Annotated in this window: 12 protein-coding genes; 11 read left to right on the top strand and 1 reads right to left on the bottom strand. The window is 67.1% G+C overall.

Features of this window, described 5'->3' with window-relative positions; all coding sequences use genetic code 11:
- Positions 1 to 63: 63 nt before the first annotated feature.
- Positions 64 to 2625 carry a variant leucine-rich repeat-containing protein gene (locus tag HMPREF2883_RS12670; protein WP_070662967.1) on the bottom strand — a complete coding sequence of 854 codons (2562 nt, stop codon included), beginning with the start codon at positions 2623 to 2625 and terminating at the stop codon, positions 64 to 66.
- Between the two features lie 299 nt (positions 2626 to 2924).
- Between HMPREF2883_RS12670 and HMPREF2883_RS12665 the strand changes: the two genes are divergently transcribed.
- The 11 genes from HMPREF2883_RS12665 to HMPREF2883_RS12620 form a co-directional block, all read left to right on the top strand.
- Positions 2925 to 3764: an ABC transporter ATP-binding protein gene (locus tag HMPREF2883_RS12665; RefSeq protein ID WP_070662966.1), complete on the top strand. Its 840-nt coding sequence runs from the start codon at positions 2925 to 2927 to the stop codon at positions 3762 to 3764.
- 3 nt (positions 3765 to 3767) lie between these two features.
- Positions 3768 to 6350 carry an ABC transporter permease gene (locus HMPREF2883_RS12660; RefSeq protein WP_070662965.1) on the top strand — a complete coding sequence of 861 codons (2583 nt, stop codon included), beginning with the start codon at positions 3768 to 3770 and terminating at the stop codon, positions 6348 to 6350.
- Positions 6351 to 6632: 282 nt separating this feature from the next.
- Positions 6633 to 8501, top strand: a complete 1869-nt coding sequence (locus HMPREF2883_RS12655; protein ID WP_070662964.1) for an ABC transporter ATP-binding protein — start codon at positions 6633 to 6635, stop codon at positions 8499 to 8501.
- On the top strand, positions 8501 to 10237 hold the full coding sequence (locus HMPREF2883_RS12650) for an ABC transporter ATP-binding protein (RefSeq protein WP_070662963.1): 1737 nt from the start codon (positions 8501 to 8503) through the stop codon (positions 10235 to 10237). Before HMPREF2883_RS12655 ends, HMPREF2883_RS12650 begins: the two co-directional genes overlap by 1 nt.
- A gap of 223 nt (positions 10238 to 10460) precedes the next feature.
- Positions 10461 to 10949 carry a phage holin family protein gene (locus tag HMPREF2883_RS12645; RefSeq protein WP_070662962.1) on the top strand — a complete coding sequence of 163 codons (489 nt, stop codon included), beginning with the start codon at positions 10461 to 10463 and terminating at the stop codon, positions 10947 to 10949.
- Entirely contained in the window at positions 10946 to 11449 is a 504-nt protein-coding gene (locus tag HMPREF2883_RS12640) for a DUF3618 domain-containing protein (RefSeq protein WP_070662961.1), read from the top strand. Before HMPREF2883_RS12645 ends, HMPREF2883_RS12640 begins: the two co-directional genes overlap by 4 nt.
- Positions 11446 to 11883 (top strand): DUF3618 domain-containing protein, encoded by a 438-nt coding sequence (locus HMPREF2883_RS12635; protein ID WP_070662960.1) that lies wholly within the window; start codon positions 11446 to 11448, stop codon positions 11881 to 11883. Before HMPREF2883_RS12640 ends, HMPREF2883_RS12635 begins: the two co-directional genes overlap by 4 nt.
- 728 nt (positions 11884 to 12611) lie before the next feature.
- Positions 12612 to 15692 (top strand): helicase-related protein, encoded by a 3081-nt coding sequence (locus HMPREF2883_RS12630; RefSeq protein WP_256277485.1) that lies wholly within the window; start codon positions 12612 to 12614, stop codon positions 15690 to 15692.
- Entirely contained in the window at positions 15692 to 20428 is a 4737-nt protein-coding gene (locus HMPREF2883_RS12625; protein WP_070662958.1) for an Eco57I restriction-modification methylase domain-containing protein, read from the top strand. The genes HMPREF2883_RS12630 and HMPREF2883_RS12625 overlap by 1 nt, the downstream gene beginning before the upstream one ends.
- A gap of 81 nt (positions 20429 to 20509) precedes the next feature.
- On the top strand, positions 20510 to 23107 hold the full coding sequence (locus tag HMPREF2883_RS14445) for a DEAD/DEAH box helicase (protein WP_083313591.1): 2598 nt from the start codon (positions 20510 to 20512) through the stop codon (positions 23105 to 23107).
- 323 nt (positions 23108 to 23430) lie between these two features.
- Positions 23431 to 23842 (top strand): transposase family protein (locus tag HMPREF2883_RS12620; RefSeq protein WP_141759131.1); only part of this gene is annotated, 412 nt, incomplete at its 3' end.

Raw genomic sequence — 23842 nt, 5'->3', positions numbered from 1 at the left:
GGCCTGCCTGAGCCAGTGGCTCAGGCAGGCCGATGCGCGTTCTCAGGTGAGCCGGCTCTCGTCTCAGCGGGTCTTGGTGGTGCCCTGCGACGATCCGTTGGACTCGATGCGCTTGGCCAGGCAGTGGTCGGAGTCGTAGCCCTGGGCGTCGCACCAGGCGTTGGCCTGGTCGGCGTCGTCGTAGAGCTCACCGGACAGGGTCACCCACCAGCCGCTGACGTCGTAGACCGGCCACTGGCTGGTCTCGATGATGACGGCCTTCGGATTGGACTGCCGAGTCTTCAGGAACTCCGCGAGAATCGAGCGGTTGTTCCAGGTCTGCCCCTCGGCCACCAGGCCGACCTTCTTGGAGGACAGCTGCGGGGTCCACTTGCCCCGCATGCTGTTCATGACGATGGGGTAGTCGTGCTTGATCTGCCACTGGATGGCGTCCCCGGCGGCCTGCTCGTCCTGCGCCTCCTGGTTGGCGTTGGCGCTCGCTGAGGAGGCGAGGGTCATCGGGGAGTTCGTCGAGCTCTTCGCGGTGACGCTGGTTGAGGTGCCGCGGTCGAAGGAGGGCCTGACCGACAGGCCCTTGAGGTCGAGGTCCTTGGCGGTGCGGAAGTAGTGCTCCTCGCCGAAGCGCAGCGTCACTGTCCGCCCGCCGTTGGGGATGATGAGCGGGTCGCTGGAGAGGTCGAAGGTTCCCGAGGCCACGAGGTGATCGACGTCGGCGCCGCCGGTGGGGCTGGTGGAGCTGTAGACGAGGACCTGGTTGGACGATCCGGCCAGGAAGTCGCCCTCGGCGCAGGAGGTCACCATGGTGCCCTGGACCTTGAGCTCGCCCTGGCCGTCCTCCACTGAGGTGATCGTGAAGGTTGGCATGCTGGAGCAGGCCTTGACCGCGCCCGAGGGCAGGGCTGACGCGGTGGACGTTGCTGCGGCGTCGGCGTGGCCGTTCTGCTTGCCGTCCTTGTCGCCGTTGCTGTCGGCCTTGTCCTGGGAGGTGTCGGAGGAGTCTCCGTCCTTGCCCTTGTTGGCGAAGTAGTTGCCGGCCCACAGGCCGCCTCCGCCGACGATGACGAGCAGGAGGGCCACGATGATCGCGATCAGGCGCCCGGTGCTGGATGTCGACGGCTGATTCCGCTGAGGGGGTGGCATCTGGGCCATCATCTGGGGGCCGAACATGTCCAGCTCCACGGCCGGCTGACCGGCGGAGAAGCCCGACGGCGCCCCGCTGGGGGTCTCGGCCCAGGCAGCGATATCCTCGGCCGACGGCGGCGGGGGTACGGGAAGGGCCGCTGACTCGGCTGAGCCCGCGGCAGGAGCTGCCGAGCCCGCTGTCCAGCCGCTGACCACAGCCACGGACTGGGCTGAAGCCGTGAAATCAGTCGTGTCAGCCGAGTCGACCTCGTGCCGCTGCGAGGCGGGGGCGAGGACGGTCGTGTCGTTGTTGTCGGAGTCCGCAGCCGCGTCGGCGGCGTCCTCAGCGGCTTCCGCCTCTGCGTCGGGCTCGGTGGCAGCCGCCGACTCCGTGGCCTGCGCGCCCTCGGCCGCGTCAGCGCCCTCGGCACTCCCCTCACCGTCAGACTCGCCAGAGTCGTCATCGGCGCCCATGGCCTCGTCGGCCCCGGCGTCCTCGACGCTATCCGAGGCTTCATCATCAGGCTCATCGGTCCCCGACTCTTGGGCCTCGTCGGCAGCCTCATCGACCTCGGTCGACTCCGCACTCGGATCGGCGCCCGGCTCACCGTCAGCCTCGCCAGAGTCGTCATCGGTGCCCTCGGCGTGCTGGTCCTCCGAGGTCTGGTTCTCAGCCTCGTCGTCCTCAGCGCCCCCGGCGTCCTCAACGCCATCCTCAGCCTTGTCATCAGGCTCATCGGTCCCCGACTCACCTTCGGCCTCGCCAGAGTCGTCGGCATCCACGGCCTCGTCGGCCGCTGCGTCCTCGACGCTATCCGAGGCTTCATCATCAGGCTCATCGGTCCCCGACTCCTGGGCCTCGTCGGCGGCGTCCTGCGCATCGGGATCGGTGGCAGCCTCAGCTGAGGAGTCCGCAGACTCCGGGCCTCGCACCCCCTCAACCGCTTCGGTGTCCTCGGAGTCCTCAATGGGCTCCTCGATCCCCGACTCACCATCGGCCTCGCCAGAGTCGTCGGCATCCACGGCCTCATCGGCGGCACCCTCAGCCGCATCAGCGGACTCAGCACTCCCCTCACCGGCGACATCCGAGGGCTCCGAACCACTCTCCTCGGCCGGCTCGGACCCATCAGCGGCCTCGTCCTCCTCCGCCAGCGTGCCGCCGTCTTCAGCCGGCTCAGCCGGCTCCGGGCTCTCCTGAGCGAGAGCGGGAACCACGGTGGGCTCGCCGCCCGCAGCCCCCGCAGTACCCACAGCGTCAGCGGCATCGGCCGCCGCGTCGTCGGTCAGGTAGCCGCGCGCCCGAAGGTTGGCCAGAACCTCGACGTTGCCGGTACTGGCCAGCCAGCCGAGCAGGTCGGGATAGGCGGCCGGGTTGGTTGACAGCGGCGCCCACAGGTCGGGCCGGCTCTGCGCAATCGCGGCCTGCAGAGCCTGGTCCGGAGTCTGAGCGGCGACCGCCGCATTGGCCTGGTGCGCCGCCATCATGAGCTGAACCGGATCCATGCAGGGCCTTTCCGGGAGAACGTATGGGTGACCTCGACTGATCGGGCACACAGCCAACCCATCCCGGGTCCTTCACCAGGCTCCGATCATCCCCGATGGTAGCCATGAATCGGCTGCAAGGTTCAAAAAACGGAACAAGCCTGGAGAAACGCTCTCATCCTCGACGCCGCTGCACCCCCTTCCGCCCTCACGTCAGGGACCTCCCCGACCCCGGCTCAGGGTCGAGCCTCCACGCGCTCAGGGGACCTGTCCTCCGCCAGGAGGATTCACCCGTCCCATACCACTGCCAGACTGAACCTATGAGTAACTCCACCCCAGTCGCCATATCCTCTGTCCTCACGCCCCACCAGCCGGTGGACGACCCCGTGGTCTCCGCGCGCAACCTCACCAAGGTCTACGGCCGCGGCTCGGGCGCCGTCACAGCGCTCGACTCCGTCAACGTCGACATCGCCCGCGCCCGCTTCACCGCCATCATGGGGCCGTCCGGCTCCGGCAAGTCCACGCTCATGCACTGCCTGGCCGGCCTGGACTCGATCACCTCCGGGGAGATCATGCTCGACGGCGACATGGTCTCCTCCATGAACCAGCGTCGCCTCACCCGCCTGCGCCGCGAGCGCATCGGCTTCATCTTCCAGTCCTTCAACCTGGTCCCCACCCTCACGGCGGCGGAGAACATCACCCTACCCCTGGATATCGCCCGCAAGAAGGTCAACCCGCAGCGCTTCGACCAGGTCATCGACGCCGTCGGCCTCAGGGAGCGCCTGTCCCACCGGCCCGCCGAGCTCTCCGGCGGCCAGGTCCAGCGCGTGGCCTGCGCCCGGGCGCTCGTGGGCGAGCCTGCGGTCGTCTTCGCCGATGAGCCCACCGGGAACCTGGACTCCGTCTCCACCGACCAGGTCCTGGAGATCCTGCGCCGCAGCGTCGACGAGCTGCGGCAGTCGGTGGTCATGGTGACCCACGAGCCGGAGGCGGCCGCCTGGGCCGACACCGTCATCTTCCTGCGCGACGGACACGTCGTCGCCCAGCTGGACGAGCCCGACCGCGACCGGGTCCTGGACGCCCTGCGTGAGCTGAGCGAGACCGAGCCCGCCCCCGCAGCCGCCGCCCCGTTCACCGGCTCGGCCGTCGAGGGGGCCTGAGCCGTGAGACGAGTCGCCTGGCGCTCCGTGCGCGCCCACGCCAAACAGTTCTTCCTGACCACCTTCGCCGTCATGCTCGGGGTGGCGTTCCTGTCGGGCACGCTCGCCCTGCGCGCCTCCATGTCGGAGACCTTCTCCAAGCTGACCTCATCCACCATCACCTCCGACCTGTACGTCCAGGGCCCCAAGCTCGCCGGCAGCGGCGACGACAGCTCATCGAAGTCCCTGCTCACCCAGCCCATCGACAGCTCCCTGACCGAGCAGATCAAGCAGATCGACGGCGTCGAGGCCGCCAACCCCGGCGTCCAGATGGTCGGGGTCCTCGTCGGCTCCAACAACGCCCCGGTCACCACCACCGGCGCCCCCACGCTCTTCATACCGCTGTACGACAACGAAAAGGGCCTGACCTGGGTCCAGGGCCACAAGCCTCAAGGGGCCGGTGAGATCACCCTGGAGTCGGGAGCCCTGAAGAACTCCGGCCTCAAGGTCGGGGACAAGACGCACATCGTGGTGCAAGGCTCACCCACCGAGGTCACCGTGGTCGGCGAGTTCCACTACGAGTCCTCCATGGCCAGCGCGACGGTCGTGGGCGTGGACCCGAGCTGGCTCATGCCCATCGCCGCCCCGAACGGCAAGGTATCGAACATCTCCGTCGACGTCGCCCAGGGAGCCTCGGTGGAGACGGTCAAGTCCGAGATCACCAAGATCCTTCCCGACGGCGCCCAGGTCCAGCCCCGCGCCGAGGTCATCAAGGAGCAGAACAAGACCATTGAGGAGCAGCTGGGCTTCGTCCAGGTCTTCCTGCTGGTCTTCGTCGTCGTCGCAATGTTCGTGGGCTCCTTCATCATCATGAACTCCTTCGCGATGAGCGTGCGTCAGCGGGTCAAGGAGTTCGCCCTGCTGCGGGCGGTCGGGGCCTCGCCGGCCTCCGTGTTCGGCGTGGTGTTCCTGCAGGCGGTCGTCATCGGCGTCGTCGGCTCCGCCCTGGGCGTGGCCGCGGGCGCGGGACTGCTGGCCGGGCTGTCCGCGCTGCTCGACGCCGCGGGCATGCCGCTGCTGGAGGGCACGGGCCTGAGCGGGACGATCATCGCGATCTCGCTGGCGGTGGGGCTGGCCGTCACCGTCGTCGGTGCTCTGCTGCCGGCTCGGGAGGCCGCCCTGACCCACCCGGTGGAGGCCATGCGCGGCGTGTCAGGCTCCCGGGAGAAGTCCCTGGTGCTGCGCACGATCCTGGGCGGGCTGCTGCTGGCGGCCGGAGTGGCCGCGATCGCCGCCGCGTGGGTGAACGCGGACCTGTCGCAGCGCGGCCTCATCATGGGGCTGGGCGCGGGCGGCACGGTCCTGGGACTGCTCATCGTCTCCCCGACCCTGGCCCGCCCGGTGGTGGCCGTGCTGGGTCTGCCCTTCCGGCTGCTGCGGCCGGCCGGGCGCCTGGCGGTGCGCAACATCGTCCACAACCCGCGCCGCACGGCCAACACCTCCGGCGCCCTCATGGTGGGCATGGCCCTGGTGTGCGCCGGCGCCACGCTGGCCGCCTCCTTCCAGTCCTCGACCTCTGACGAGATCGACAAGTCCCTCAAGGCCGACCTCGTGGTCCAGCCCGCCACCATCGGCAGCCTGAGCACCCGGCTCTCGGCCGACAAGGCCAAGGAGATCGCCGCCATCGACGGGGTCAAGGAGACCTCCTCCTACTCCATCTACACCGACTCCGTCACCAAGCCCGACGGCAGCCAGAACGCCGCCGCCACCGTCATCGTCGTCGATCCCGGCACCTACTCCACGGCCTACGACGTCTCCGCCAGCGCCGGGTCCATGAAGGACCTGGACGCCACCCACGTGGCCGCGAAGAAGGACGAGGGCCTCAAGCTCGGGGACAAGGTCTCCGTCACCGGCCCCACCGGGTCGGTTGAGGCCACGGTCAGCGCCGTCGTCGACCCGAAGGGAACCGGAGGGAACTACTACATCTCCCCGGAGTTGGCGGCCGCGGTGGGCTCCTGGAACTCGCCGAGCACCAGCACGGACCCGGCCCACGTTCTGGACTCCCCGCAGGGCATGCTCCTGACCCTCAAGGAGGGCACCGACCTCGACACGGTACGGAACAAGGCCCGCGACATCGTGGCCGACACCTACCAGTACGCGGTGCGCGACGCCAACGAGATCTCCGACCAGGTCGGCCAGCAGATCAACCAGATGCTCGCCGTCCTCTACGGCCTGCTGGGGCTGAGCATCGCCATCGCCATCCTGGGCATCGTCAACACCCTGGTGCTCTCGGTCTCCGAGCGCACCCGGGAGATCGGGCTCATGCGCGCCGTCGGCCTGGGCAAGGCCCAGCTGGCCGGGGAGATCATCACCGAGTCGGTCCTCACCTCCCTGTACGGCACCGTGCTGGGCGGGGCGACCGGGGTGGTCCTGGCCGCCGCCCTCAAGGAGGTCCTGGAGGATCGGGGGCTGACGAGCCTCAGCATCCCCTGGGGCCAGATGGTGGGAATGCTCGTGCTCTCCGTGGTGGTCGGCGTCATCGCGGCCCTGTGGCCGGCGCTGCGCGCCTCCCGGATTCCGGTCCTGGACGCCATCGCCACCGAGTGAGCAGCGTTCGCCGAGTAAGCCGAGCAAGCCCGGCGCCCCGGCCGACCCCCGCGACGGGGGCGGGCCGGGGCGCCGGCACGTCGCGTGCCCCGGCCCGGCGGCCGTCCGAGCCATGCCCGGCGGGTATTCCCGCGCCCGGTATCTTCCTTGTCACCGCCTCTCCCCCTGCCGCGCCGGCTTCCCCTCCGATAGCCTCGTGCGATCATGCCCGAATCGTCCTCCCGGTCGTTCCCGACCGTCCCGGCAGCGCTGTCCGCCCTGACTGCACGGCCCCTGCAGTCCATGACTCCCGACGCCCCACTGCCCCATCCCCCGTCCCTGGGGGCCGGGGCGCTTCTGCGCTGGCTGCTGCGACGCGCCGCCGTCCCGGTCACCCTGGCGACCCTGGCGGCCTGCACCTCCAACATCATCCAGGCGATCGTGCCGGCCTTCCTGGGGCAGGCCCTGGACGCCGGCATCGAGAACGGCCTCAACGGCCGCGTCTGGGGCATCGGCGCCCTGCTGCTGGTGCTGTTCGTCGTCTACGCCGTCGGGGACACGATGCTGTCCTACTTCGGGATGATGGCCTGGATGCGCACCGGCTTCGACGTCGACCGGCTCGTGGGCCGCCAGATCTCCGCCACGGGCAAGGACCTGTCCCGGCAGGTCTCCACCGGTGAGGTCGCCACCATCATCGCCTCCGACGCCGGCTACCTGGGCAATCTCATCGAGTACCTGCCGGCCCTGCTGGGGGCGGCGGCCAGCTTCCTCGTCGTGGCCGTCCTCATGCTGCGCACCTCGGTGAGCCTGGGGCTCATCGTCATCCTGGGCATGCCGCTGGTGGCGGCCATCGTCACCCTGGTCATCCGTCCCCTGCAGAAGCGTCAGGCCGTTCAGCGCGAGGCCCAGTCCGCGGTCACCACGATCACCACGGACACGGTGGCGGGCCTGCGGATCCTGCGGGGCATCGGCGGGGAGGACGTCTTCGCCCGCCGCTACCGGGACGCCTCCCAGGAGCTGCGCCGCCGCGGCGTCGAGGTGGCCTCCTCCCAGGCCACCCTCATGACCCTCCAGGTGCTGCTGCCCGGGCTCTTCGCCGCCATCGTCGTGTGGGTGGCGGCGCGCATGGCCGTGGCCGGCAGCCTCACCCCCGGCGGGCTCATCACCTTCTACGGCTACACCGCCTACCTGTCCTGGCCGCTGTGGGTGTTCACCAGCTCCGTGCAGGACTACACCCGGGCCGTCGTCGGCGCCCGGCGCCTGAGCCGCCTGCTGGAGGTGGCGCCGGCCGCCGGCAGCCTCGTGGAGCGCCTCAACCTGGACCCGGCCGCCGCCCACCCCGTCAGCGGCGACCTGGTGGACACCGGCAGCGGCCTGCGCCTCAAGGAGGGCCGCATGACGGCCCTCGTGTGCCCCGACCCGCAGGTCTCCGCCGACCTGGCCACGCGCCTGGGGCGCTTCACCGACGCCGGCCCCACCGTGACCCTGGCGGGCCGGCCACTGACCACCATGCCCCTGGAGCAGGTGCGCGCCAGCGTCGTCGTCTCCGGCGCCACCGCTCAGCTGTTCACCGGGACCCTGCGCGAGGCCCTCGACGTGCGCGGCGGCCCCGACCCGCAGCCGGCGGGCCTGGAGGACCTCGTACGCGCCGAGGCCGAACGCACCACCGGGGCCGACGTCGACCAGCAGGTCCGCCCCCAGGAGCGCGAGGCCCCCGGCGACGACCGGCTCATCGAGGCCATCGAGATCGCCGACGCCAGCGATGTCCTGACCTCCCTGAGCGAGGGCCTGGCCGGGATGATCACCGAGAAGGGCCGGTCCCTGTCCGGCGGGCAGCGCCAGCGCGTGGCCCTGGCCCGGGCGCTGCTGACCGAGGCGCCCACGCTCGTGCTCATCGAGCCGACCTCCGCCCTGGACTCCCACACCGAGGCCCGCGTGGCCGCCCAGGTGCACCGGGCCCGCGCCGGGCGCACGACCGTCGTCGTCACCGCCTCGCCGCTGGTCCTGGAGGCCTGCGACGAGGTCGTCTTCCTCGACTCCAGCGGGACCGAGCTGCTGCGCTCCACGCACCGCGAGCTCATGGCCATGGCCCGCGACGGCCACGCGCAGGCGGCCGACTACCGCGCCGTCGTCTCACGGGCCATGGGTGAGGATGAGGAGGCGAGCTGCTGATGGCGCTTCCCGTCGCGCCCGGGCCCGTCGCCCTGCGCAAGACCTTCCGGATCATGGCCTCCTACCGGGGGCGCTTCGCCGTCGTCCTGGTCCTCCAGATCACGGCGGTCCTGTCCACGCTCGTGGCCCCGCAGCTGCTGGGGCGGCTGGTCGGGCGGGTCTCGGCCGGGCGGGCCGACGCCGGCTACGTGGACCGGATCGTGCTGACCATCATCGCGGTCACGCTCGTGGGCGCGCTCATCAACCGCTTCGCCCAGAAGCACGCCCGCACCCTGGGTGAGTCGGTCTTCGCCGACCTGCGCGAGCGCATGATGAACCGGGTGGTGCACCTGCCGCTGAGCACCGTGGAGTCCGCCGGCACCGGCGACCTCGTGGGGCGCACCACCACCGACGTCTCCCGCATCGAGTTCCTGGTGCGGGTGGGGATCCCGCAGATCCTCGTGTGCGTGGTGACGATCGTCTTCACCCTCCTGGCCGCCGCCGTCGCCGACCCCCTCCTGGCGCTCGGGCTGCTCGTCATCGCCCCACCCGTGTGGTCGATGATGCGCTGGTACCTGCCGATCTCCATCCCCGCCTACCGGGCCGAGTCGGCCGCCCAGGCTCGCCTCAACGGGGCGGTCTCCGAGACGGTCGAGCACGCCGAGACCGTGGACGCGCTCGGCATCGGGGCGCGCCGCGAGCGGGCCATCATGGCCTCCATCAAGGAGGCCTGGTCCCTGGAGCGCTACACGGCGGCGCTGCGGGTGCGTCTGTTCATGGTGCTCGACGTCGCTTGGCGGGCGCCCGTCGTCGCCGTCCTCCTGTGGGGCGGGTTCCTGGCCGCCCGCGGCTACGCGACCCTGGGGGCGATCACCACGGTCGCCCTGTACTCCATGGAGCTGCGCAAGCCGGTGGGCCAGCTCATGTTCTGGGTCGACCAGGTCCAGATCGCCCAGGCCTCCCTGTCCCGCATCCTGGGGGTGGAGGAGGTCCCCGACGACCGCGCCCCCACCGGCCAGGAGCCCCAAGGCACGCGGATCGTGCTCGACGACGTGCGCTTCTCCTACCGGGAGGGCGTCGAGGTGCTCCACGGGATCGACCTGGAGCTCGTGCCCGGGGAGCGGCTGGCCGTCGTCGGGCCCTCGGGGTCGGGCAAGTCCACGCTGGGGCGGATGCTGGCGGGCATCAACCCGCCCACCTCCGGGAGCGTCACCGTGGGCGGGGTGGCGCTGACGGACCTGACCGAGGACGAGCTGCGCCGCCACGTGGCCCTGGTGACCCAGGAGCACCACGTGTTCGTCGGCACCGTGGCGGACAACGTGCGCCTGGGGCGGCCGGGCGCCTCCGATGAGACGATCCGCGAGGCCATTGAGGCCATCGGGGCCGATGCCTGGGTGGACGGGCTGCCCGGGGGGATGAACACGATGGTCGGCTCGGGGCACCTCGAGCTCAGCCCCGCCCAGGCCCAGGAGGTGGCGCTGGCCCGGCTGGTGCTGCTGGACCCGCACACGCTCATCCTGGATGAGGCCACCTCGCTGCTGGACCCGCGCGCCGCCCGCACCCTGGAGCGGACCCTGTCCACGGCGCTGGCTGGGCGCACCGTCATCGAGGTGGCCCACCGCCTCTACACGGCCGCCGACGCCGACCGGGTCGCCGTCGTCATGGACGGGCGGATCGTGGAGCTGGGCACCCACGAGGAGCTCGTGGCCCTCGGCGGGGAGTACGCGAGCCTCTGGCAGGCCTGGAACCAGGAGTAGCCGGGCATCCCGCCCCATGCTGGCAGCGGCCCTTCACAGATCGCCGGTGGCGAAAGCCGGCCCCTATCGTCCACACCTACAAACCCGCTCGGGCCTGCGTTGTTCCACGAGGGCGCAGGCTGTGAGATTCTTAGGGCGGCGGGTCGTCCCACTGTCGCGATCCCGCCGCCTCGCAGTCAGCTGACTGCGTCCAACGCCGTGCCTCACACAAGAAGGTTCGTTCATGCCCAACAACCAGCCACCTCCCCCGCCGTCGCAGGCGACGCCGTCGGCCTCCACCACGCCTCCTCGCAGGGCTGCCGGCAGCGCCCAGCCCACGCTCGGCGAGCTCATCGCCCGCATCTCGGAGAACATCTCCGCACTGGTGCGCGGCGAGATCGACCTGGCCAAGGCCAAGGGCCAGCGCATGGCCAAGGAGATGGGACTGGGGGCCGGACTGCTCGGCGCCGCCGGGGTGCTGGCCCTGTTCATCTTCGGGCTGGTGCTGGGGGCCATGACGACCGGACTGTCCCACGTCATGCCGCTGTGGGCCGCCTTCCTCGTGGTGGCGCTGATTCTCACCCTCATCGCCGTGCCGATGGCCCTGATCGGCATCAAGCGGCTCAAGGCCGCCAAGGCCGACACGCCGACGCCGCAGGAGGGGCTGAAGGAGTCCGTCAACGCCGTCAAGGGGGCCGTGACCTCCGGCCTGCAGAGGGGGAACGCCCGGTGAGCACCAACGCCGCACCCACGCCCGTCCCCGCCGCGCCGGCTGCACCGGCCGCGGAGGCCACGCAGGCGGCGCCGTCGGCTGACGAGGTCCTGTCCGACCTGGCGGCCCGGCGTCTGGCGCTGGCCGCCGACGTCGACGAGCTCGCCGCGCGCCTGGCCCCGAACAACCTGGCCAAGGTCGCCAAGCTCAAGGCCCGCGAGAAGGTCCAGGGCCTGCGCAGCCAGGCCGCCAGCAAGGCCGAGGAGAAGGTCGGGCAGGTCAAGAACCGCCTGGTCTCCCTGGCCGGCGGCGGCACCGACCCCGAGGGCGGGGTCGACACCTACGAGCCCGGCACACTGACCCTCGGCCAGCGCGTCTCCCGCCTGTTCGACGACGCCCGCGACGGCGACCCCGCCTCCCTGGGGATCGTCACGGTTGCGGGGCTCGCCCTGGCGGGCCTGAGCGTGACGGCGACTGTCGCCGCGGTCAAGGCCTTCCGCGCGCGGGCGGGTCGGGCATGACCAGCGGACAGCAGGCCGGTGCCTCCGGCGCTGGGGCCGCTGGGTCCGGGTCGCTGAGCCCCGAGCAGATCGAGGAGCGGCTGCGCGCTCAGCGCGAGGCCCTGGCGGCGAGCGTCGATGAGTTCGCCTCCCGGGTCGACCCGCGCACGCAGGCGAGGGAGGCCGGGGAGCATCTGCGCGAGCAGGCGAGCGCCAAGGCCGAGCACCTGCGTGAGCAGGCCGTCGCCGGGGCCGACCGTTTGCGAGAGCAGGCGGAGGCCGGCGCCGGCCGACTGCGCGAGGGGGCGCGCCGCTGGGCCGAGCAGGCGGAGGAGACCTGGGAGCGCGCCAAGCAGGGTGACTCCGAGGCGACCTCCACGCTCGCCAAGGCGGCCGCCGTCGCCGGGGGCGTGGTGACCGCCGGCGTCGTCCTGGCCCGCCTCGCCCGCCGCTGACACAGAACCGCCCGTCGAGGACGCACCATCAGGCTCGCGGACTGCACCTCCAGGGTCAGTCCTCAGCCCCTATGGTGCGTCCTCGCTTCGCATCGGCACTCCGCGAACTCCAGCACCAGGAGCCAACCGTCCACATCGAGGACTGCGATGTCCGCCGGGAACGTACTTCTCCTCCAGATAACTGCATTCAAACCTCAGTGACCTGGAGGAAAACGCAGTCCTCGATCACAAAGTACGTCCCCGACACAGAACGCAGCCCCCGTTGACCAGCGCTCAACCCGCGCCATCCCAGATGGCCAGATGCGAGCCCCCGTCACGTAGCCACAACGACATGTCTGAGCCAGGGTCTCGAGAACCTCGCGAGTCTGCCGTGGTGATTGTCGATAGGGGCGGCGGCGTCCGATGCGCACCGCAGGGGAAGAACAGATCCGAGTGCGGATCCCACGAATGAACCTCAAAGTGTCCGGGAGGGACGACTTTAACGACAAGGCCTGCGAGCGTCACTTACATCTGTACTGGTCAGAGCGATTTGGTGCGGCTTGCCCCGTCCGAGGCAGCTTCAAAGTCGTCCCTCATGGACAAAATCCGTCTTCCCACCCCCAATACAGCCCCACGGCGCCTGCCCCAAGGCCCCCTCGCCCTGGGCCCGCACCGGCCCGCAGGTCACAGATCAGTCACTGCCCCGAATTGGTCTCGACCACCTGCGCCGGCGTCCTAAAATCACTTCCGTGACAACGGCGCCCACGACTCCCCCGGATACGGTGACGGATCCTGCCCCCTCCCTCCCTTCTCTTGATGTCGCTCCGGGCTCTGTGGTCCGGGTGCGTGACGAGGACTGGCTGGTCACCCAGGTCTCCACCACGTCTGACGGCATGCTGGTGACGGTGCAAGGCCTGTCCGAGCTGGTTCGGGACACGACGGCGCAGTTCTCCGCTGGTCTTGACCACATCGTCCCGGTGGATCCGCGCCACACCCGAGTCATCGCGGACACCTCCACCCGTCACCGGCTCTCGCGCCTCTGGCTGGAGGCGACGCTACGCAAGACGGCCCTCCCGGCCACCTCCACCGACCTGGCCGTGGTCAGTGACGTCCTCGCCGACCCCCTGACCTACCAGCTGACGGCGGTTCGACAGGCCCTGGACCCGGCAAACCTGCGCCCGCGCATCCTCCTGGCTGACACCGTAGGCCTGGGCAAGACCCTGGAGATCGGCATGATCCTGGCCGAGCTCGTGCGCCGCGGCCGGGGCGACCGCATCCTCATCGTCACGCCCCGTCACGTGCTCGAGCAGATGCAGCACGAGATGTGGTCGCGCTTCGCCCTGCCCTTCGTGCGCCTGGACTCGGTGGGCATCCAGCGAGTGCGCCGTTCGGTGCCGGCCTCACGCAACCCGTTCTCGGTGTTCCACCGCGCAATCATCTCCATCGACACGTTGAAGTCCGACCGCTACCTCAATCATCTGCGCAAGCAGCGCTGGGACGCGGTCGTCATCGACGAGTCTCACAACGTCACCAACAAGGGCACGCTCAACAACCGGCTCGCGGACATTCTGGCCCGCCAGACCGACGCCCTCATCCTGGCCTCGGCCACGCCCCACAACGGCAACCCGAAGTCCTTCGCCGAGCTCATCCGTCTGCTGGAGCCGACGGCGGTACACGCGGACGGCACCCTCGATGAGGAGGCGGTGCGTCGCCTCGTCATCCGCCGTCACCGTCACTCCGACGAGGTGCGCGACGTCGTGGGCGGCCGCTGGAAGGAGCGCCTGACTCCAGTCAACAAGCTGGTGGAGCCCTCCCCGGCCGAGGACGCGGTGGCCGGCGAGCTGTCACGCACCTGGCTGCACCGGCCCGACGGCGCCTCGGCACCGGGCGGCCGCAAGCCCCCCGCCCGCGGCGGCGACTCCCTGTTCGCCTGGACCCTGGCCAAGTCCTTCCTGTCCTCGCCGGCGGCCCTCATCCAGACGATCGACGAGCGCCTGGCCCGACGCCGCAGCCGGGCAGCAGCAGCCGGCTCCACCCCGGAGCCCTCGGAACAGTCCCAGGCGCTGGCCCGCCTACGCGAGCTGGCCGTGGAGGCCAACACGACGGCCTCGGGCAAGTACCAGGCGCTGCTGGCCGAGCTGCACCGCATCGGGATCGGCCCCAGGTCGACCGAGCGCGTCGTCGTCTTCGCCGAGCGCATCGCCACGCTCACCTGGCTGGCCGAGCACCTGCGCGAGGACCTGCGCCTGCCCGCCGACGCGGTACGCGTCATGCACGGGAGCCTGTCCGACGTGGAGCAGCAGGAGATCGTCGAGCAGTTCCGCCAGGCCCACACGCCGGTGCGCGTCCTGGTGACTGGCGACGTCGCCTCGGAGGGCGTCAACCTGCACGCCCAGTGCCATGAGCTCATCCACTACGACATCCCCTGGTCGCTCATCCGCATCGAGCAGCGCAACGGCCGCATCGACCGCTACGGCCAGTCCGTCTCACCGCAGATCACGACCCTGCTGCTGAGCCCGTCGGACCCGCGCTTCTCCGGCGACGTCCGGGTGCTCACGCGCCTGATGGAGAAGGAGGATCAGGCGCATCGGGCCCTGGGCGACGCCGCCTCCCTCATGGGCCTGTACTCGGGCGAGAAGGAGGAGGAGGCGATCCGCCAGGCGCTGGCGGCCGGGCAGGACATTGACGATGTCGTCCCCGACGCCGACGACGCACTCACCCTGGATCCGATGGCGGCCCTGTTCGCGAAGCTGACGGGTACGGCCGAGGCCAAGGGCGACGACGCCGCTGCCCCCACCGGCGCCGGGGACTCCCCTGCTGATTCAAGCAGTCCCGGCGACCCGGCCGGTCCGGCCACCGCCACCCAGCCTGCTGCCCCGCTGGCGACGTTGACGCTGTACGAGACCCAGCTGGACTATCTGCGCCAGGCCCTCACCGAGCTTTATGAGCGCCCCGAGGAGCCCGAGCAGCGCCAGACCGGCGGCGGGGGTGTCTCGTGGCGCGAGCACGGCACGCAGCACGTGGTGGAGATGGTGCCCCCGGCGGGGCTGCGCCATCGCCTGTCGGTGCTGCCACAGTCCTACCTGCGTGAGCGCCGCGTCCAGGAGCACCTCAAGCTGGCGACGACGCAGACGAAGGGCGCGCGCCTTCTCACGGAGGCCCTGAGTGACTCCTCGGACTCCTCCTGGCCGGAGGCCCACTATCTGGGGCCGCTGCACCCGGTGCTGGACTGGGCCGGCGACCGGGTCCTGGCCAAGCTCGGCCGATCCTCAGTGTTCGCGGTGCGCGGCGACGTCGACTCACCGACCGTCCTGCTGCTGGGGACGCTGACGAACCAGGCGGGCCGGACGGTGTCGATGGTGTGCGTCAGTACCGCCTTCCCCTACCTGGACCTGGCAGCGGCCAGCGCGGACCTGACTGCGGGCCGGCCGGTCGAGGCGCAGCCGATCGGGCAGGTGCACGACTCCCCCGCCGCCATGTTCGAGGCGGTGGGCATCTCCCGGGAGCTGCGGAACTCCGGGCCGGTGACGCAGACCAACCTGCTGGAGGCGCTCATCCCTCCGGCGGTGGATACGGCTAGGGACCACATGAGACTGACCCTCGACGCAGCGGAGGAACAGGCGAAGGCTCGGGTGGATGCCTGGGCGGAGCACGCGAATGCCTGGGATGACGAGGCCGGTCGCCTCATCCAGAACCGCCACCTGCGCGAGCAGCGGATCACGGTGGCTCAGGAGCGCGAGCTCAGGAAACAGCACCTGCCCGCGCACACGCTGGTGCGCCCGCTGCTGGTGGTGGTGCCGCAGGACTTCGGGATGGAAGGGGATCTCTGATGGCGGTGTCGGATGCGCTGGTCGTCGGCGAGGACTGGATCAGCGAGCACTACTTCACCACGGACGCCACCAAGGAGTCCTTCCTGGCGCGCGTGCTGGAGCGTCGCAAGGAGTGGGATGCCCTGGAGAAGCCGGCCGATCCTGGTACCGCTCCGACGCCGACGCCCCGGTCCCGATTCCGTTCCGAACGTTCCCGCCTGGAGGAGCTGCTGGCGGCCCTGCCCGCCGACGACGCCGACTCCTTGACCGGCGCGGCCCTGGAGGCGGCCGGCGAGCTCGATGTGCTCCTGCGCGAGATTCTGGGCTTCACGTCGTCGGAGTACCGGCTGACCGAGCGGGGCCCGGTGACCCTGGTGAGGCCGGTGGGTGATGAGGGCCCGGCGCCGCTGGCGCTGCTGCGCGCCCGCCCGGTGACCACGGTGGAGGACCTGCTGGTCAAGGACGCCCCCACGCTCGCTGAGGAGTGGCAGCCCGTGGACCTGGGGGACCCCGCTGCCCCGGTGCTGGAGGGGGCCGAGCCGGTGGAGTCGGTTTCTCGGGCCCTGTCGACGCTTCTGACCGACGAGCACGGTCCGGCCTTCGCCCTGGTCCTGGCGGGCCAGTGGGCGCTGGTGGCAGAGCGGGAGCGGTGGCCAGAGGGCCGCTGGCTGGCGGTCAACGTGCAGCTCGTCGTCGAGCGTCATGAGACCACGCGCGGCGGCGAGGTGGAGCGAGCCCTGACCTGCCTGGATGCCCGCTCTCTGCTGCCGACGGCGGAGGGAGAGACGTGGTGGGCGGCCACCTTGGAGGACTCGGCAGCCCACACGGTGGGGGTCTCGAAGGACCTGCGCGAGGGCGTGCGCTCCTCCATTGAGATCATCGCGAATGAGGTGGTGCGCCGTCGCGCCGCGCGGGGGCTGGAGCCGCTGCCCCAGGAGCGGGCGCAGGACCTGGCTCTACAGTCGCTGCGCTACATCTACCGGATCATCTTCCTGCTGTATGCGGAGGCGAGCCCCGAGCTGGGGGTCCTGCCGGTGGGCGCCACCGAGTATGACGCCGGCTACGGCCTGGATCGTCTGCGCGAGCTGGCCTTGAGGGAGCTGCATGAGGAGTCGGCCCTGGCGGGCACGCACATTTACGAGTCCTTGGACCGTCTGTTCCGCCTGGTCGATGAGGGGCACAACGAGCAGGTGCCGGCCGCGCAGGAGGGCAGCTTCGATGGTCTGGTCTTCCGGCCGATGCGTGCCGACCTTTTCCGCCCGGCGGCGACCGCCCTCATTGACGAGGTGGGCCTGGGTAACGGGGCGCTGCTGCGGGTGCTGCGCCACCTGCTGCTGACTAAGGAGAACAGCAAGAGCGGCCGTGGCTTCATCTCCTATGTGGAGCTGGGCATCAACCAGCTGGGTGCCGTCTATGAGGGGCTCATGAGCTACTCGGGTTCTTTCGCCACTGAGCGGCTGTGGGAGGTGGCGCCGGGCGGGGATGCCTCGAAGGGCTCGTGGGTGGTGCCCGAGGATGTCATGGAGGGCCTGGAGGACAAGGACTTCGTGACGGTGGAGGATGAGGTGACGGGCGAGCGCCGCAACGTCACCTATGAGAAGGGCCAGTTCGTCTACCGGCTCTCCGGCCGGGACCGGCAGCGCTCAGCTTCCTTCTACACCCCGGAGGTGCTGACGCGGTTCACGGTGCAGCAGGCGCTGGAGGAGCTGCTGGATCAGGATGGGCGGACGACGAGTGCTGAGGAGATCCTGCATCTGACGGTGTGTGAGCCGGCGCTGGGTTCGGGGGCCTTCGCGATTGAGGCGGTGCGCCAGCTGGCGGAGCAGTATCTCTCGCGGCGTGAGCGGGAGCTGGGCCGGCGCGTGGATCCTGAGGAGCGGCCCCGGGAGCTGGCGAAGGTGAAAGCCTTTATCGCTCTGCATCAGGTCTACGGGGTGGACCTCAATGCGACGGCGGTGGAGCTGGCGGAGGTGTCCCTGTGGTTGGACACGATGGTGGAGGGCCTGGCGGCCCCGTGGTTCGGGCTGCGGCTGCGGCGCGGTAACTCGCTGGTGGGGGCGCGCCGGGCCTTGTACTCGACGTCCCAGTTGAAGAAGCGGGCGTGGCTGTCGGCCGCGCCGGTGGCTGAGCCGCTGAGCCAGGTGGCGGCTGTGCTCGACGACGCCGATGCCGCCTCCCGGCACCGGATTGGCGGGGCACTGGACGTCTCGGGGAGCATCCATCACTTCCTGCTGCCGGCTAAGGGCTGGGGCAGCGCGGTGGAGGTCCCCAAGCAGGTGCGGGACTTGGTCGATGCCGACAGGCTCAAGGCTCTCAAGACCTGGCGCAAGGACATCACGAAAGCGCTGAGCACTGCTCAGGCTTTGCGGCTGACGGCCTTGGCGCGGCGCGTGGAGGTGCTGTGGGAGATGACCTTGCGGCGCCTGCGGGTGGCGGAGGCGGAGGCTTCACGCCGCATTGACCTGTGGGGCCGCGAAGCCCATAACGACGCCGGTTCAACGGTGTCCCGTGAGGAGATCGAGGCCTACTTGGCGGCATCGGGCTCGGCGTATCGGCGGCTGAGGCTGGTCATGGATGCGTGGTGTGCCCTGTGGTTCTGGCCGCTGACCACGGATATAACCCCGCCGAGCCTGGATGAGTGGCTGGGCGCCCTGGAGGGGCTGCTGGGCAAGCAGGTCAAGGATGCCAAGGGCACCGACGGGACCCTGGTGGATGCTTCATCCTGGGCGGAGCTGGAGACCATGGAGGAGGTCGAGCTCGGCCTCGCCGGAGCCCGCCGCGTGGAATCAGTCATTACCGAGCACGAGTGGCTCACCGTGGTCCAGAAGGTGGCGGAGGCGCAGGGCTTCTTCCACTGGGAACTGGACTTCGCCACCGTCTTTGCTCGCGGTGGCTTCGACCTCCAGGTGGGAAACCCACCGTGGGTGAGGCCTGACGTCTCGGTTGAGGCCCTTCTGGCCGACGGCGACCCCTGGTGGATGCTCACGAAGAAACCATCGCTTGCGGAGCGGCAGGAGCGCCTGCCGCGCACTCTGGCACGTCCTGGCGTCCTCACCACCGTGCTCGACGGAGCCGCCGAGACCGAGGTCCTCGCTGAGTTCATCAGCGACCAGACCGTCTACCCGATCATGGAAGGACGCCCCGACCTCTACCGAGCCTTCATGTGCCAGGTCTGGGAGCACCAGAAACAGCAGGGTATCTCCTCCCTCATCCACATGGAGACTCACTTCACCGATGCCAAGACCCCAGAACTACGTGCTGCCGCCTATCGGCACCTGCGCCGACACTGGCAGTTCATTAACGAACTTCAACTCTTTGACATCCACCACCTCAACGCATACGGAATCCACGTATATGGCGTAGAGCGATCACCCTCATTCCTCCATGCAGCCTCGCTGTACCACCCCGAGACAGTGATTCGCTCCCTCATGCACGACGGTAGCGGGGAAGAGCCAGGCTTCAAGGATCCCCACACCGGCACCTGGGATTTAAGGCCGCACGCAGCCCGCATCGAATCCATCGATGAAGTCACACTGAAGACCTGGCAATCAGTAACGGAATCTGACGACTGGAGTTCCCCCTCGATGGTCTCCACCGTGAACTCAGCTGCCGCACGTACACTAGCCACACTAGCCACCCAACCGCGCATCGGTAGCCTCGACCTCCATTTTTCGACTGGCTGGAACGAAACAACAGACTTCCAAAGAGGACTATTCTCAAAACGATGGGGCGCAGCATCCTGGAGCGACGCCATCATTCAAGGACCTCACCTCCACGTCTCAACCCCACTGTACAAGCAACCCAATGAGTCCATGAAGCACAACCTGGACTGGACCTCAACAGACCTGGAAGCACTCCCCACGAGCGCACAGCCCGTCACCCAGTACAAGCCTGCCGGCGACCGCGCCACCTACGACCGCCTCTACACCCACTGGGACGACTCTTCCGCCCGCGACCACTACCGCATCGCCTGGCGCGCGATGGCCGCTAACACCGGAGAGAGAACACTTATTCCAGCCATCATTCCGCCTGGAACGGCACACCCTAATGGTGTTTTTTCCTCAGGCTCCGCAACGATCACAGGTCGATCCCTTTTCGCCGCACAAGCCAGCCTATCATCACTTTTAGCTGACTTCACTCTTCGAGCACTTCCCAAGTCCGGTATTTACTTCCCCGACTTCTCTAGGCTGCCCGCTCTACCCCACAACCACCCTCTCACCACACATGTCGTCCTACGCACCCTTCGGCTCAACTGCGTCACCGACACTTACACGGATCTGTGGACCGAGTGTTGGGATGAGTCGTTTGTGACTGACACTCCGATCTTGGAGCGTCATGATGAGCGTCCGATTGGTCCGGAGTGGACGGCGGATACGCCCTTGCGTCGCGCGGAGGATCGTCGTAATGCTCAGGCGGAGATCGATGTGATGGTGGCGATAATGCTGGGCGTGCCGATCGAGGACTTGTGCACGATCTACCGCACCCAGTTCGCAGTGCTGTACGACTACGACCATGGCCGCGGCCAGGGCGCTTACGTCTATGACGCGAATGGTCGTCAGCTGCCGACTCCGGTCCGCCAAGCCTGGGAGAAGCGCCAGCGCCCGACCTCCAATGAGGACATGCCACTCTCCGAGCGCACTCACACCCACCCTGGCTCTGGCGTCTCCTACGTCTACGACCTCCCCTTCCGCATCCGCGACCGCGAATCCGACTTCCGCCGCATCCACACCGCCCTTTCAAATAGAGAAAAGGCATAAACTTCCACTCTTCCCAGCAGCAAAGCCATAGAGACTCATTTATCACCAGCCTCTCAAGCACCTACCCCACAAGGAATAATCATGGCATTCAAAAGATCAGTTCGAAAGACAACACGGTACACCACCCCCGGAGAACTCTATCGCGACCTACCACAACGTGCCGGAGCAGTTCAAGGTTTATGGGCACATCAGGCCGAAATGCTCAAAGCATACACAGATAAAGCCAACCATCCCGACATTGCTCTCGAATTACCGACAGGCACCGGAAAGACACTTATTGGGCTCCTCATCGCCGAATGGAACCGTCGATACCACAACCAACGCGTTCTATACGCATGCCCAACACGGCAGCTAGCAGAACAAGTTTATATCTCTGCCAATCGCGAAGGTATCGACACAACATTATTAACCGGCTCTCACGTAAAATGGGACCCACTTTCTAGAATGCACTACGAGTCCGCTCAACGTGTTGGCATCACCACTTACAGCAGCATATTCAATTCACACCCAAAGCTAGCAGACCCGTCAGTCATGCTATTCGATGATGCCCATGCGGGAGAACAGTATGTTGGAGAGGCGTACAGTCTTAGTCTTAACAGATACAATGACACCAATGAATACCATCGGACCCTCGAGGTCATAAGTCCAGCAGTTGACAAAGTATTCCTTGAGCGCTTAACAACCGACCAGTCAGATCCGGCAATTACAAGCGAAGTTCGTCTAGTAGTGCCGTTGCGGCAAGCAGGAATGGTAAAGGAACTCACTAAAACGCTGTCTACACTCAGAGAACCGCATTCATATCGCTACTCGATGATTCACCAGGGCGTAGCGTCCTGCCTAATTTACGTTTCATACTCAGAAATACTAATACGTCCATACATACCGCCCACAAACCAAAATTCTTTATTCACACAAGCGAGGCAGCGCATCTATCTTTCAGCCACACTTGGTGACGGCGGTGAACTTGAACGCGCGTTCGGTCGGCACACCATCGAGCGGCTGCATCAGTTAGATGATAATACTGCACCACGATCGGGGCGACGTTTTTTTGTATTCCCGGAGTTCGCCCCTAATTCTAAAGAAGAAGCTGCAGAACTGAGTAAAGCCATTGTTACCCAAGCAGGGAAGGCCCTTATCCTCTCTCAGAGCAACGAAGTAGCAATGAAAGACGCTAAGGAACTAGCACAAGACGGCTGGCGCACCTTTGGTATAGACGATGTATCCACAAGCATGCAGACATTCATCGACGCAGAACATGCAGTATGCGCCTTGGCCGCTCGCTATGACGGCCTCGACCTTCCCGGAGACGCCTGCCGGCTGATTGTATTTGACGGCACACCCGATCAGCTGAATCTTCAGGAGCGTTTCCTTCAGCAAAATGTGCAAGCCGGGGTTGCCCTTGAGACTCGCATCCGTACTCGGATTGTTCAAGGTAGTGGACGCTGTACTCGAGGCTCAAAGGATACAGCGGTTGTTCTAATCAAGGGAGAACTATCTCACTACTTGACGCGTCCAGAAACGAGGCTACCCCTTTCTCCTGAACTCCAAGCAGAAATTCTTTTTGGGTTAGAGAATTCTCAAGACCGAACCAGAGAGGACATACTAGAAAACACTCGTGCATTCTTAAGCCAGGATACCGATGACACTTGGAGATCAGACGCGGAACCAATACTTACCGATTACAGGCGCGAGGCAGTTCAATCCCCCTCGCCAGGTTCCTACTATCTATCCGCTTGCGTGGACAAAGAGATCGACGCATGGAATTCAGCGTCAGTGAGTTCGTGGCGAGATGCCGCCAATAGTGCTCACTCCGTCTGCAACACACTTGGAAATGGAGGTAGAGCAACCCGACAGTATCAGGCATTCTGGAAATATCTGGAGGCAGCATGGACCGATATGGCTGCAGAAGAGAGCGGGAACTCTCTGCTGAAATCTGTATCTCGAAACTTACTATCCGAGGCCTTATCTATGGCCGGGAGGTGTCTATGGATCAATCAAATGGCACAGTTTCCAGAAACAGAAGCACCAACAATGAGTCAAGCAGACAACGTCGCCATTAATACTATCGTGGCGATACTCAGAGGAGACCTCAAGGAAAATCGCCATCGAGACAAGCTAATCCGTATGAGGGACGAGATTTCTCAACGGGATGCCGGTAGGTTCGAAGCCGGACTGACAACACTTGGTCGTATGCTTGGGGCCGATGCATCGAAACCGACACGGCAGGGCCGCTGCGACTCCACGTGGTGCTGGGATAACGAACTGTGGCTTGCACTTGAAGCCAAAAGTGAACACAATACTGCCGGCACACTGTCCATCAAGGATGTTCGACAATCTAATGGACAACTACAACTACTGGCCGACGATCGCAACTGTTCAACTACTCCGCCAGACAGCGCAGTCGTCATAATTTCCCCTAAGCCTGGTGTGCATAGTGACGCCATCACCATCGCACACAACGATGTTTATCTTGCACATCCGGACACAATTAGAACTATCGCTGCCGACACAGAAAATGCATGGAAACGCCTTTTAACTGGGATTAGCGGCATGAGCGCGGAAGATCTACATACTCTTGTCGCCCAGACACTTCGAGGGTTTGAGCTCCTACCTTCGGACATCCGTAACCGCTTGACCAGAAATCCTATTGGTCAAACTAAAGTCATTCCCGAGGATTGATGACGATTTTCCTCTCCCCTAACCTTCGGGCCGAAGGTATCCGGCACTCCAACACCGGCCGCCTCTCGACAACCTTCTCAAGAACTTCGCGAGGTTGGTGATGACGTCTCAAAATGGGCAGGCGTAATAGTTATCCCCTTCTTCCGAATCCTCCCTCGGATCACCCGTTCTCCTTGCCGGGGAGGGAGGCAGGGGGGCGGCAAAGTCGATGGGCGGTTGTCTGATCTCTAGTGGGTCTGGCGTGTTGATGTGGTGCGGCGTGACCCGCACGGTGACGATGAAGGCGTCTACTCAATCCCGTCACCAGCGAGGTCACGCCGCCAATGTCATCCTCCACCACGACCGCCTTGTCGCGCCAGCCCCTGGTCCAGGTTCTCAGGAACATCACCGACCCACGCGACAGGCGCGGTGTGCGTCATAACCTGTCTACGGTCCTGTCCCTGGCCGTGACCGGGGTGCTGGCCGGCTGCCGGAGCCTGACAGCGATATGGGAGCACACCACCGACCTGACCAGCGCCGACCTGGAGGCCCTGGGACTAGCGGCGGGCCAGGCCCTGCCCTCGGAGTCGACCATCCGACGGGTCCTGCAGGACCTGGACCCCGCTGACGTTGATGCCCACCTGAGGTCATGGTTGTGCACGCGTACCGGCACCATCAACGGCCGCACAGTGATCGCCGTGGACGGTAAGACCATGCGCGGCGCCCGCACCAGCAAGGACCCAGCGCCGCACCTCC

Source organism: Actinomyces sp. HMSC075C01 (assembly GCF_001812965.1).
Taxonomy (GTDB): domain Bacteria; phylum Actinomycetota; class Actinomycetes; order Actinomycetales; family Actinomycetaceae; genus Actinomyces; species Actinomyces acetigenes.
Note: the sequence above shows the minus strand (reverse complement) of the source record. Positions and strands in the feature narration are given on the sequence as shown.